This window comes from Kribbella sp. WER1, from assembly GCF_054189145.1.
The window spans coordinates 3,239,406-3,251,528 of the sequence record NZ_CM135186.1 but is presented as its reverse complement, the minus strand read 5'-3'; the positions used below and the strand labels follow the sequence as shown (position 1 = coordinate 3,251,528).

Below are 12,123 nucleotides of genomic sequence, written 5' to 3'. Positions count from 1 at the left end.
ACGATGGGAGCCAGATGACCGACATGCTGAGCCGCCCGGGCGCGCGGGACGGTGAGACGCCGACGTCGGAGATCACCGCCCAGAGCAAACCGCTGCCGGTGGCGGCCGTGATCTCCGCCGGAGCCTGCCTGCTCACCGGCCTGCTGACCTGTGCCGCGGTCGCGGTGATCGGCTGGCTGGGCGCGACCTTCGGCGGCGCCTCCGGAGCGGTCCGGGCAGGTGCCGCGGCCTGGCTGGTCGCGCACAAGGCAGGGGTGACGCTCGGCACCGGCCGGATCAGCGTCGCGCCGCTCGGCCTCACCCTGTTCTTCGCCTGGTGCCTGTACCGCGGCGGCAAGTCCGCGACCCGCTCCAGCGGCGCCGACCGGACCAAGGAACTGATCGGTCTCGCACTGGGGTTCGCCGCCGTCTACGGCCTCGGCGGGCTGATCGTGGCGTTGCTCACGGCGGACGGCCCGCTGAAGGTGTCGCCGCTGTCCGGGTTCCTCGGCGCGTTCTCGCTGGCGCTGGTCGCCGGTCTCGCGGGCATCATCGTCGAGTCCGGCGCCGGCCACGACCTCGCCGACGCCACCCCGGCCGGGCTGCGGGACGCCGTACCGGCCGCGTTCGCCGCGGTGCTCACGATCGTCGCACTGGCCGCGCTGCTGTACGCCGTACTGCTCGCGATCCACTTCTCCCGGATCACCGGGATGCTCGAGCTGCTCGACGCCGGCGTGATCGGCTCGGTCGTACTGTTCGCGATCTGCCTGATGCTGGTGCCGAACATGGTGCTGTACGTCGTCGCGTTCCTCGCCGGGCCCGGGTTCCAGCTCGGGACCGGTACGACGATCGCGCCGACCGGCGTGAACGTGGGCAGCCTCCCGGCGCTGCCGCTGCTGGCCGCCGTACCGGCCGACGGGTCGACGCCGACGTACCTGCTCGCGCTGACCGCGCTGGTGCCGCTGCTCGCCGGGGTCGTCGCGGGCCTGGTCGTCGCGCGCCGGGGCCTCGCGGAGCGGGACGCCGACGCGCTCGGCTGGGACGCGTTCGCGCTCCGCGGCGGGATCGCGGCAGTGCTCGCGGGGATCGTGCTGTTCGCGCTGCTGGCGCTGTCCGGCGGCTCGGCCGGACCGGGGCGGCTGTCCGTGGTCGGCGTACCGAACGCCCTCCCCGCCGCCGGCGTCCTGGTCGCCGGCATGGCCATCGGCGCCGCCGTCACCGCCGCGGTGGTCGCCGCCCGCCGCTCGAAGGACGCTGACGCCCCAACCACCTGACGGCCGGGCGGGTACCGGGAGATAGGCTTCCGGGCGTGACTGCCGCTTCTTCTGACTCCGGTTCTGCGCGCCTCGTCGTGCTCGTCTCGGGGTCGGGGTCGAACCTGCAGGCCCTGCTGGACGCCTGCGCCGACCCGGCGTACGGCGCCCAGGTCGTCGCGGTCGGCGCCGACCGGGACGGCATCGCCGGGCTCGACCGGGCCGCGACCGCGGGCGTGCCGACGTTCGTCCACAAGGTCAAGGAGTACGCCGAGCGGGCCGACTGGGACCGCGCGCTGACCGCGTCGGTCGCGGAGTACAAGCCCGACCTGGTCGTCTCGGCCGGCTTCCTGAAGCTCGTCGGCGACGACTTCCTCGGCGCGTTCGGCGACCGCTACATCAACACCCACAACGCGCTCCTGCCCGCCTTCCCCGGGATCCACGGTCCCCGGGACGCGCTGGAGTACGGCGTGAAGGTCGCCGGGGCGACGCTGTTCTTCGTGGACGGCGGCGTCGACACCGGGCCGATCATCGCGCAGGTCGTGGTCCCGGTCGCGGACGACGACACCGAAGAAACCCTGACCGAGCGGATCAAGGAGGTCGAACGCCGCCAGCTGGTGGAGTGGGTCGGCCGGCTGGTCCGCGACGGCTGGACCATCACCGGACGAAAGGTTCGACTGAAGTGAGCACCGACCGCAGGCCGATCCGCCGCGCGCTGATCAGCGTCTACGACAAGACCGGCCTGGAGGAGCTCGCCACGGCGCTGCACGCCGCCGGTGTCCAGCTGGTGTCGACCGGCTCCACCGCGGCCCGGATCGCCGCGGCCGGCGTACCGGTGACCAAGGTCGAGGAGCTGACCGGGTTCCCGGAGTGCCTGGACGGGCGGGTGAAGACGCTGCACCCGATGGTGCACGCCGGCCTGCTCGCGGACGTGCGCCGTCCCGAGCACGTCGAGCAGCTGAAGGAGATGCGGGTCGAGCCGTTCGACCTGCTGGTCAGCAACCTGTACCCGTTCACCGAGACGGTCGCCTCCGGCGCGTCGGTCGACGAGTGCATCGAGCAGATCGACATCGGCGGCCCGTCGATGGTCCGGGGCGCCGCGAAGAACCACGCGAACGTCGCGGTCGTGACGTCCGCCGCGCAGTACGACGCGCTCTACACCGCGATCGAGGAGGGCGGCTTCTCGCTCGAGGAGCGGGCCCGGTTGGCCGCCGCGGCCTTCGTGCACACGGCGGAGTACGACATCGCGGTCGCGTCCTGGATGGGCAACGTGCTCACGGACTCCAGCGAGGGCTCCGGCTTCCCGGCCTGGGTCGGCTCGTCCTGGGACAAGTCCGCGGTCCTGCGGTACGGCGAGAACCCGCACCAGCCGGCCGCCCTGTACCTGAACGGCCGCGGCGGCCTCGCGGCGGCGGAGCAGCTGCACGGCAAGGAGATGTCGTACAACAACTACGTCGACGCGGACGCGGCCCGGCGTACCGCCTATGACTTCGCCGAGCCCGCGGTGGCGATCATCAAGCACGCCAACCCGTGCGGCATCGCCGTCGGCAAGGACATCGCCGAGGCCCACCGCCGCGCCCACGAGTGCGACCCGGTGTCGGCGTACGGCGGCGTGATCGCGACGAACCGCCCGGTCACCGTCGACCTCGCCAAGCAGGTCGCGGAGATCTTCACCGAGGTGCTGGTGGCGCCCGGGTTCGAGGACGGCGCCGCCGAGATCCTGCAGGCGAAGAAGAACATCCGCCTGCTCGTGGCGCCGGAGGTCTCGGCCAACGAGACCGTCGAGATGCGCGCGATCAGCGGCGGCCTGCTCCTCCAGCACCGCGACCGCTTCCAGGCCCCCGGCGACGACCCGTCCACCTGGACCCTGGCGGCGGGTTCACCGGCCTCGCCCGAGGTCCTGGCCGACCTCGCCTTCGCCTGGAGGGCCTGCCGCGCCGTCAAGTCCAACGCCATCCTCCTCGCCTCCGACGGCGCCTCGGTCGGCGTCGGCATGGGCCAGGTCAACCGCGTCGACTCCTGCCGCCTCGCCGTCTCCCGCGCCGCCGACCGCGGCCCCGGCTCGGTCGCCGCGTCCGACGCCTTCTTCCCCTTCCCCGACGGCCTCGAGGTCCTGATCGAAGGCGGCGTCAAAGCCGTAGTCCAGCCCGGCGGCTCCATCCGCGACGAAGCCGCCATCGAAGCCGCCACCAAGGCCGGCATCACCATGTACTTCACCGGCACCCGCCACTTCTTCCACTAACCGAAAAGGCCGGATCGGGCCCCGCTCGTGGGGGCTCGATCCGGCCTCGTCATCCTCAGTTGAACGTACGCCGGTAGGCGACCTGGTGTCCGTCGTCCCGCGTCTCACCGGACCGGACCCAGCCGGTCCGCTCGTAGAACCTCTGCCCCTGCGGGTAGTTCGCCAGCGTCCAGAGGATGGCTTCGTCGTACTGCTCGGCCAGCTCTTCGAGGGCCTTCGTCATCAGGGCGGTGCCGACGCCCTGGCGCCAGTACGGGCGGTCGACGGCGATCGTGTCCAGTTCGCCGAGGGTCGGATGGACCGGGTCGCGGCTTGGGCCGATGCCCACGAAGCCGGCGAGGGTGCCGTCCAGCTCGGCTACCCACCAGTTGCCGTCGGCAACAGTTGCCGTCCACTGCGCGATCCGTCGCGCGTCCAGCACCGCCGGAGGCATCAGCTCGCCGAACCCGTCGTTCCACGAGTCCACGTAGACCCGCGCAACCTCGCCCCCGTCCGCACCCACCGCACTCCGGATCGTCACCATCCGCCCGAGTATTCCGCCTCCGGGGCAGGTGCGCAGGTGGTTATCGGTTCCAGCCGAGGCGGTTCAGCGTGGTGTCGATCTCCTCGTCGTCGGCTTGCCATGACCAGGTGCGTAGTTCGACGAGCTTGATCAAGCCCAGCAATGCGATGGGATCCTCGGCGACGTACGTCCCGTCGTCGGATGACGCCTCGAGGAGGCCGTTCTCGAGCTCGCGGACGCGGTAGCCGCTGCTCTCCAGCGCCAGCACCGCCGGGACCACGGTGTTCCCCCCCGGTTGCGATCGATTTGTGCATGGACGACGGTACGTCGTGGATCAGTTCGGGACGATCAGGCCGAGGACGGCGATGGCGGCGGCGGTGAGGAAGAGGAAGGTGGTGTCGAACATGCGGCTGCGGACGTGCAGGAGGCCGGCCTTGGTGTCGGTGAGGGTGGCTCGGAGGAGGCCGGCCAGGCCTACGGAGCCGGCGAAGATGAGGACGCCGTTGCGCCAGTTGTAGAACCAGAGGACGACCAGCCCGGTCAGTGCGACCAGGAGCGTCAGAGCCAGCGGCCACTGGCTTCGGCGCTGGGTCTCACCTGCCATCAGCACGTCACACCTGTTCGGTTCACCGGGGGAGGGCCGCTTCGGCGGCCTCCACCACGTTGCTGAGCAGCATCGCGCGGGTCATCGGGCCGATGCCGCCGGGCATCGGGGCGATCCAGGACGCCTGCTCGCGGGCCGCCGGGTCGATGTCGCCGACGATCTTGCCCTCGGCGCTGCGGCTGGTGCCGACGTCGAGGAGGACCGCGCCGGGCTTCACCATGTCCGCCGTGATCAGCCCGGCGGAACCGGCCGCCGCGATCACGATGTCGCCGGTGCGCACCACCGCGCCCAGGTCCTTCGTCCCGGTGTGGCACTGCGTCACGGTCGCGTTCTCGCTCCGCCGGGTGAACAGCAGCCCCATCGGCCGCCCCGCCGTCACACCGCGCCCGACGACGACCACGTGCGCGCCGGCGATCGGTACGTCGTACCGCCGGAGGATCTCGACACAGCCCTTCGGCGTACACGGCAGCGGGCCGTCCTGCCCGAGAACCAGCTTGCCGAGGCTGACCGGGTGCAGGCCGTCCGCGTCCTTGGCCGGGTCGATCAGTCCGAGGATCGTGTTCGTGTCGACGTGCTTCGGGAGCGGGAGCTGGACGATGAAGCCGGTGCACTCCGGGTTCTCGTTGAGTTCGCGAACCTTGGCCGCGATCTCGTCCTGGGTCGCGGTGTCCGGCAGCTCGACCTGGATCGAGGAGATCCCGACCGCCGCGCAGTCGCGGTGCTTGCCGGCCACGTACGCCCGGCTGCCCGGGTCGTCCCCGACCAGGATCGTCCCGAGCCCAGGGACCACGCCTTGTTCGGCCAGCTTCGCGACCCGGACCTTCAACTCGTCCTTGATCGCTGCTGCCGTCGCCTTGCCATCCAGAATCTGCGCCGTCACCCGAAAAGTCTCCCATGCCCGGGTTCGGCGGTTGGTCCCGCACCGCCAGGCCATCACAATCGGCGCCGCGACGGGCGGCTGAGCGGGGGACCGCGCCGTCGCGGCGATTGTGATGGGCTGGACGTTCACCGGAATCAGGAGGTGAGCTTGTAGACGGTCGTGTTGCCGACGGTGGTGGCGGTGTAGTTGGACTGGACCCAGGACTGGATCTCGCTGGCTGCGGACGAGCCGCCGCCAGGGCCGCCTTGCCCGCCGCCCGGGCCGCCGGCGATGTAGTACGCGATCTTGCCTTCGGCTACCCATTGTTTGAACTGGGCGAGCGTGGGGGCGTTGTCGGTGCCGCTGAAGCCGCCGATGGCGATGACGGACTTGCCGGTGGCGAGTTCGAGGGAGGCGGCGGACTGGGAGCCGCTGGTGGCGGCGGCCCAGGGGGTGGTGGTTTTGGCGAGGAGGGCGGTCAGTTCGCTGCCGGCGGTCGCGTCGCCGCCCATCCCGCCGCCCATTCCGGCACCTCTGGTAGAGCCGGTCGAGTTGGTCGAGCCTGGCGGGGTGGAGTTGGTGGGCGGGGTGCCGGTGCTGTTGGTGGGCGCTCGCATTCCGCCTCCGGGGCTTCCGCCGCCCATGGCGGATGAGGTGGGGCCGGCGGTGGGGATGGAGCCGTTGTGCGGTTGGGCGGCGGTGGCGGCGGCGTACGCCGTCGTGCCCAGGCCGAGGGCGAGCGCGCCGGTGAGGATGACCGCGGGGAGTGCCCGGCGGAGGTGCTGCCCCAGCAGGAGCAGCAGGGTCGCCAGGACGCCGGCGGCGACGATCGCGTACTTCGCCCACGGGGCGAACGTCGGTGTCCGGGTCAGCAGGACGTAGTCCCACACCGCCGTCGGCAGGATCATTGCCGCAAGCAACCGCCGGTGTTTCCGGCCGAGCCAGACGCCGGTGCCGACCAGTCCGGCGATCGCCGGCGCCAGCGCGACCGCGTAGTACGGGTGGATCGTCCCGCTCATGAAGCTGAAGACGGCGCCGGTGACGAGCAGCCACCCGCCCCACAGGACGATCCCGGCGCGCAGCAGGTCGGTGCGCGGTGCCCGGCGCCGGAGCCAGAGCCCGCCGGCCAACGCGATCAGTGCCGCCGGCAACAACCAGGAGATCTCGGTTCCGAAGGCGTCGCCGAACATCCGGGTGATCCCGGTGCTGCCACCGAACCCGGTGTTCCCGCCACCCCCGGCGCCGCCACCCCCGCCGCCGTTCCCGGATCCGCCGAGCAGGCGCCCCAGTCCGTTGTACCCGAGCGCCAGCTCCAGCAGCGAGTTGTTGGTCGACCCACCGATGTACGGGCGACTCGACGCCGGCCACAGCTCCACGAGCGCGACGTACCACCCGGCGCTCACGACCACCGCACCAGCAGCACCGACGAGATGCACCACCCGCTTGCCCAACGACGTCGGCGCCGCGATCAGATACACCAGCCCGAACGCCGGCAGTACAAGGAACGCCTGCCCCATCTTCGTCAGGAACGCGAACCCGATCGCCACTCCCGCCAGCATCAGCCACCGCACCGACGCCCGCTCCAACGACCGGACGACGCAGTACGCCGCCGCGACGAGCAGCAACACCAGCAACGCATCCGGGTTGTTGAAGCGGAACATCAGTACGGCGACCGGCGTCAACGCCAACGCACTCCCGGCAACGAGCCCGGCGACCGGCCCCGCGACCCGGCGGACCGTGAGGTACAGCAGCCCGACCGCGGCGATCCCCATGAACGCCTGCGGCGCGAGCACCGTGAAGCTGTTGAACCCGAACACCCGCGCGAACGCCGTCGCCACCCACAGCGCGCCCGGCGGTTTGTCGACGGTGATCGCGTTCCCGGCGTCGAGCGACCCGAACAGCCAGGCCTTCCAGCTCTGCGTCCCGGCCTGTACGGCGGCGGCGTAGAAGCTGTTCCCGTACCCGGACGCGGTCAGGTTCCACAGGTACAGGAACGCCGTACCGATCAGCATCGCCAGCGCCGCCGGCCGGACGTACGCCGACTGGCCGGACGGGGCGCGCACCAACCGCCGCAGCCGGCCGGGTGGCTGGATCGGGGTCTGAGGTTCCACGGGGCGGTCGAGCAGCGTCGTCATGATCATCTCCAGTTCGCGGGACGGCTTCCACTGACGACGGTGCCAACCGGGACTCCAACGACCCTGGGCGGCGGCTGGGAGCTGCCTGTGAGCCGGGAATAGGACCACTCTTGCCGCCGTTCGACCAGTTAGTTTATTCTTGAACTACCAACCGATCGAGGAGCACACCATGCCCGCCGTGACCGTCAGCGACATCACCGTCCTGCCCCGGATCAGCCCGCAGGACCCGGCCGTCGTGCGTGAGCGTCCCGTGAAGTCGGTGACGTCCGCGCCGAGCGGCTACGAGGGCGAGGGCTTCCCGGTCCGGCGTGCCTTCGCGGGCGTCGACCTCCGCGACCTGGATCCGTTCATCCACATGGACCAGATGGGCGAGGTCGAGTACGCGCCGGGTGAGCCGAAGGGCACTCCGTGGCACCCGCACCGCGGGTTCGAGACCGTCACGTACATGCTCGACGGGATCATGGAGCACCAGGACTCCAACGGTGGTGGCGGCGTGATCTCGAACGGCGACACCCAGTGGATGACGGCCGGCAGCGGCCTGCTGCACATCGAGACGCCGCCGGAGCACCTCGTCGTGAGCGGCGGCCTGTTCCACGGCATCCAGCTCTGGGTGAACCTGCCGAAGGCGCTCAAGTGGGCCCCGCCGCGCTACCAGGACATCCGCGGCGGCGACTCGGCGCTGCTCTCCACCCAGGACGGCGGCTCGCTGATCCGGGTGATCGCGGGAACGGTCGACGGCCACGACGGGCCCGGGTCGACGCACACCCCGATCACGCTCGTGCACGCGACGGTCAGCCCGGGCGCGGAGCTCGTCATGCCGTGGCAGCCCGACTACAACTCGCTCGTGTACGTGCTGGCCGGCCAGGGGACGGCCGGCGCCGAGCACCGCCCGATCCGCAAGGGTCAGCTGGCCGTCTTCGGCCCCGGCGACTTCATCCGTACCGCGGCCGCGACCTCGCAGCCGCAGGCCGAGCCGAACCTCGACGTGCTGGTGATCGGCGGCCGCCCGATCCGGGAGCCGGTCGCGATGGCCGGGCCGTTCGTGATGAACACCCGCGCCGAGGTGGTCCAGGCGTTCGAGGACTTCCAGGCCGGCAAGCTCGGCTCGATCCCCGCGGTCCACGGCGCCCCGACCGAGCTCCGCAGTACCGGCACCTAACCCTCGGGGTAGAAGAGGAACAGCGTGCAGCCCGCGGCGGACTGCGGGATGTGGGACGACCCGGCCGGGGCGTGGATGAACGAACCGGCCGGGTAGTCACGTTCGCCGTCGTTGAAGACGCCGTCGACGACGAACACCTCCTCGGGGCCGGGGTCGTGGACGTCGATGCCTTCCCAGGTCGAGCCGGGTTCCAGCTGCAGCACGTACGCCTTCGCGACGGCGCCCGACCAGAGCGGCCGGAGCCGGATGCCGGGGAACAACTCACGGACCGGTGCGTCGTCGACCGACGCCCACTCGTAGGTCTCCATGGGGTCGATCCTGCCGTTGTCCACAGCCTGATCCCCAGTGTCTGAATAGTCCTTATCGAGTACTTTTCTGCCATGCACCGGGTTGTCGCGCTGGTCACCGCTCCGCAGGCGAGCTTCGAGTTGGGGTGCGCGGCGGTGGTGTTCCGGGATCCGCCGTACCGGTTCGGGGTGTGTACGGAGGTGCCGGGGAACGTGCGGACCACCGAGGGTTTCGACATGGTGGTCCGGTCGGGGCTGCGGGCGCTCGACCGGGCGGACACGATCGTCGTACCGGGGTGGTTGCCGATCAACCGGGAGCCGTCGGACGCGGTACTGCGGGCGTTGCGGCGCGCGCATCGGCGGGGCGCGCGGCTGGTGAGTATCTGTTCGGGGGCGTACCTGCTGGCCGCGACCGGGTTGCTCGACGGGCGGCGGGTGGCGACGCACTGGCGGTATGCGGACGAGCTGCAGCGGCGGTTCCCGGCGGTGCAGGTCGATGCGGACGTGCTGTACGTCGACCACGGGGACGTGGCGAGCAGCGGCGGGTCGGGGACGGGGATCGACCTTTGTCTGCATCTGGTGCGTGAGGATCTCGGGGCGGCGTACGCCGCGCGGGTGGCGCGGCGGATGGTGATGCCGCCGCATCGCGAGGGAGGTCAGTCGCAGTACCGCTCCGCGGAGAACGCTCCGGCAGAGTCCTTGGGAGTGGTGCTGGAGTGGGCGGGGGAACGGCTGGGTGAGCCGTTGACCGTCGAGGATCTGGCACGGCGGGGGAACGTGTCGCAGCGGACGTTGGCGCGCCGGTTCGGGGAGCAGCTGGGGATGTCGCCGGGGCAGTGGTTGCTGGCGCAACGGATTGCCAGAACGCGTGTGCTGCTTGAGGAAACGGACCTCTCGGTCGAGGCGATCGCGGCGCGCGTCGGGCTCTCGTCGGCGACCAACCTGCGCCGCCGGTTCCGCGCCGCGCTGCACACCACCCCGGGCGCGTACCGGCGGGCCTATCAGGGCAGGTAATCGTCCAGCACGATGTACGGAAAGTACTGTGATTTGCACCCCGGTTGGCAGCATCCTGACGGGATGACGATGGAGAGTACGGTCGACTGCCCGCAGTGCAGCCGGCCGTTGCCGGCCGATCGGCGGTACGCCGTCTGGTGCCGGCACTGCGAGTGGAACCTGGAGCCGGCGCCCGCCGCGCAGCAACCTGACTGGCAGTTCGAGCGTGAGCGGAAGCTCGCGGACGCGCTGGCCGAGCGCCCGGCGTCCGGTCCGGAGCGTTCGCTCGGCGCCTTCCTGCTCTCGCTGCCGGTCCTGCTCCTGCCGCTGCCCGGTCTGCTCGGCGGGATCGTCCTGCTCGCGTTCTACCGGCCGCTGTGGTTCGCCGCGCCGTTCGCGGTCGTGCTGTTCGCGTTGACCGCGGTCTTCCGGCCGCGCATCACCCGCCTGCCGTACGGCGCTCAGCCGGTGAGCCGGGCGGAGGCGCCGCAGTTGTACGACGTACTCGATCGCCTCGCCGCGCAGACCGGATCGCCGAGGCTGGAGCACGTCGTCGTCACGGTCGATGAGCGGATCGCCGTCGACCGGGTCGGTTGGGGTTACCGCCGGACGCTCCGGATCGGCCTGCCGGCGTGGTCCGTGCTCGGGCCGCAGGAGCGGTACGCCGCGCTCGCGCACGCGTTGTACGACGACCAGCGCGGCGTCCACGATCGGGTCCTCGGGGCGGCCCAGCACATCATCGGCGAACTCGCGGCGACCGTGACGCCGGGCAGGCTCGACTCGGCCGGGGACGGGCGGCTCGAAAGCATGGGCGGCATCCCCGTGATCAGGTCGGGCAGCGACGACCAGATCCTGCACAGCCGGCTGGTCAAGGTCATGAGCGCGGTCCTGGGCCCGCCGATCCGCGGGTACTGGCGGCTGCTGCATCGTCTCGACCTGGTCGGGCGGCAGCGGCGCGAGTACCGGATCGACCGCCGGGTGGCCGAGCAGGTCGGGTCCGAGCCGACCGCGTCGTCGCTGGAGCGGGTCCTGCTGGCCGGGATCTGCTTCCGGGCGGCCGAGCGTGCCGTCCGTTTCGGCCGGTCGGGCGACCCGCTCGACACGTTGCGGCGCACCGCGGCCGAGATCCCGGACCACGAGTTCGCGCGCCTGGTCCGGGTCGACCGGGCGCAGAACGGGCGGAGCGACGCCGGACATCCACCCACCTGGCAACGGACCCGCCTGCTGCGCGCACACCCGACGCCGACGACGACCGTCTTCGCCCCGGCCAAGGACGACGAGCTCAGCACGGCAGCACGAGCCGCGCTGGCCGCCCTCCACGACTGACGAGATCCGTCAGTCGTCCGCGGTCCGGGCCCAGGACCGCGGATAGGGTCGCCGGTATGACGACTGTTGCCGCCGACCTCGCGCCCACCGGTGTGCTGCGCGCCTCCATCAACCTTGGGAATCCGGTGCTGGCGCAGGGGACCGCGGAGGCGCCGGCGGGGATCACCGTCGACATCGCGCGGGAGCTGGCGCAGCGGCTCGAGTTGCCGCTGGAGTTGGTGTGTTTCGACGCGGCGCGCAAGTCGTTCGAGGCGTTGACGACCGGGCAGGCCGACCTCTGTTTCCTCGCGATCGAGCCTGCCCGCGCGGCCGAGGTGGCCTTCACCGCGCCGTACGTCGTGATCGAGGGCGTCTTCGCCGTACCGCAGGACTCCCCGCTCGCCACGGTCGCCGACGTGGATGCCCCGGGGGTGCGGATCGGCGTGAAGCAGGGCTCGGCGTACGACCTGTACCTGACCCGCACGGTGCGGCAGGCGACGATCGTCCGCGGCACCGACGGCGTCGACGTGTTCCGCGCGGAGGGCCTCGACGTCGCGGCCGGGATCCGGCAGCCGATCACGCAGTACGTCGCGGAGCACCCCGGCCTGCGGCTGATCGACGAGCGGTTCATGCAGATCCAGCAGGCCGTGGGGACGACGAAGGACAAGAGCGAGCCGACCGTCGCCTACCTCCGCGAGTTGATCGACGAACTGAAGGTGAGCGGGTTCGTCGCGGCCTCCCTCGCCGCTGCCGGGCAGTCGCCGACCCTCATCGCCTCCTGACAGAAAGTAGTCAGGCAGGAACC

At 71.3% G+C, this 12,123-nt stretch carries 13 protein-coding genes; 7 read left to right on the top strand and 6 right to left on the bottom strand.

Features of this window, described 5'->3' with window-relative positions; all coding sequences use genetic code 11:
* Positions 1-14: 14 nt before the first annotated feature.
* From ACXJJ3_RS15785 to purH, 3 genes are read left to right on the top strand one after another with little or no spacing between them, the layout of a single operon-like run.
* Positions 15-1,253: a cell division protein PerM gene (locus ACXJJ3_RS15785; protein ID WP_458170808.1), complete on the top strand. Its 1,239-nt coding sequence runs from the start codon at positions 15-17 to the stop codon at positions 1,251-1,253.
* 35 nt (positions 1,254-1,288) lie between these two features.
* Positions 1,289-1,918, top strand: a complete 630-nt coding sequence (purN, locus tag ACXJJ3_RS15780) for a phosphoribosylglycinamide formyltransferase (RefSeq protein ID WP_458170806.1) — start codon at positions 1,289-1,291, stop codon at positions 1,916-1,918.
* On the top strand, positions 1,915-3,474 hold the full coding sequence (gene purH, locus ACXJJ3_RS15775) for a bifunctional phosphoribosylaminoimidazolecarboxamide formyltransferase/IMP cyclohydrolase (protein WP_458170805.1): 1,560 nt from the start codon (positions 1,915-1,917) through the stop codon (positions 3,472-3,474). Before purN ends, purH begins: the two co-directional genes overlap by 4 nt.
* A 55-nt stretch (positions 3,475-3,529) precedes the next feature.
* Here the strand turns inward: purH and ACXJJ3_RS15770 are convergent, their stop codons facing one another.
* From ACXJJ3_RS15770 to ACXJJ3_RS15750, 5 genes are all read right to left on the bottom strand, one after another.
* Complete coding sequence (locus ACXJJ3_RS15770) at positions 3,530-3,997, bottom strand: N-acetyltransferase family protein (RefSeq protein WP_458170803.1); 468 nt, start codon at positions 3,995-3,997, stop codon at positions 3,530-3,532.
* 40 nt (positions 3,998-4,037) lie between these two features.
* Complete coding sequence (locus ACXJJ3_RS15765; RefSeq protein WP_458170802.1) at positions 4,038-4,256, bottom strand: hypothetical protein; 219 nt, start codon at positions 4,254-4,256, stop codon at positions 4,038-4,040.
* A gap of 54 nt (positions 4,257-4,310) precedes the next feature.
* Positions 4,311-4,580, bottom strand: coding sequence for a DUF3017 domain-containing protein (locus ACXJJ3_RS15760; protein WP_458170801.1), 270 nt, complete (start codon positions 4,578-4,580; stop codon positions 4,311-4,313).
* A gap of 22 nt (positions 4,581-4,602) precedes the next feature.
* Positions 4,603-5,460 (bottom strand): bifunctional methylenetetrahydrofolate dehydrogenase/methenyltetrahydrofolate cyclohydrolase, encoded by an 858-nt coding sequence (locus ACXJJ3_RS15755; protein WP_458170800.1) that lies wholly within the window; start codon positions 5,458-5,460, stop codon positions 4,603-4,605.
* 134 nt (positions 5,461-5,594) lie between these two features.
* The gene (locus ACXJJ3_RS15750; protein ID WP_458170798.1) at positions 5,595-7,574 is read right to left on the bottom strand and encodes an ArnT family glycosyltransferase; all 1,980 of its coding nucleotides are present in this window, start codon (positions 7,572-7,574) and stop codon (positions 5,595-5,597) included.
* A gap of 169 nt (positions 7,575-7,743) precedes the next feature.
* Between ACXJJ3_RS15750 and ACXJJ3_RS15745 the strand changes: the two genes are divergently transcribed.
* A complete protein-coding gene (locus ACXJJ3_RS15745; protein ID WP_458170797.1) occupies positions 7,744-8,733 on the top strand; it encodes a pirin family protein in 990 nt (329 codons plus the stop codon).
* Here ACXJJ3_RS15745 and ACXJJ3_RS15740 read toward each other — a convergent pair.
* Positions 8,730-9,041 (bottom strand): cupin domain-containing protein, encoded by a 312-nt coding sequence (locus ACXJJ3_RS15740; RefSeq protein ID WP_458170796.1) that lies wholly within the window; start codon positions 9,039-9,041, stop codon positions 8,730-8,732. The genes ACXJJ3_RS15745 and ACXJJ3_RS15740 overlap by 4 nt on opposite strands.
* Positions 9,042-9,113: 72 nt before the next feature.
* Between ACXJJ3_RS15740 and ACXJJ3_RS15735 the strand changes: the two genes are divergently transcribed.
* The 3 genes from ACXJJ3_RS15735 (at position 9,114) to ACXJJ3_RS15725 (ending at position 12,100) form a co-directional block, all read left to right on the top strand.
* A complete protein-coding gene (locus ACXJJ3_RS15735; protein ID WP_458170794.1) occupies positions 9,114-10,034 on the top strand; it encodes a helix-turn-helix domain-containing protein in 921 nt (306 codons plus the stop codon).
* A 63-nt stretch (positions 10,035-10,097) separates the two neighbouring features.
* Positions 10,098-11,339 (top strand): hypothetical protein, encoded by a 1,242-nt coding sequence (locus ACXJJ3_RS15730; protein ID WP_458170793.1) that lies wholly within the window; start codon positions 10,098-10,100, stop codon positions 11,337-11,339.
* A 56-nt stretch (positions 11,340-11,395) separates the two neighbouring features.
* Positions 11,396-12,100, top strand: coding sequence for a transporter substrate-binding domain-containing protein (locus ACXJJ3_RS15725; RefSeq protein ID WP_458170792.1), 705 nt, complete (start codon positions 11,396-11,398; stop codon positions 12,098-12,100).
* The last annotated feature ends 23 nt before the right edge of the window (positions 12,101-12,123 follow it).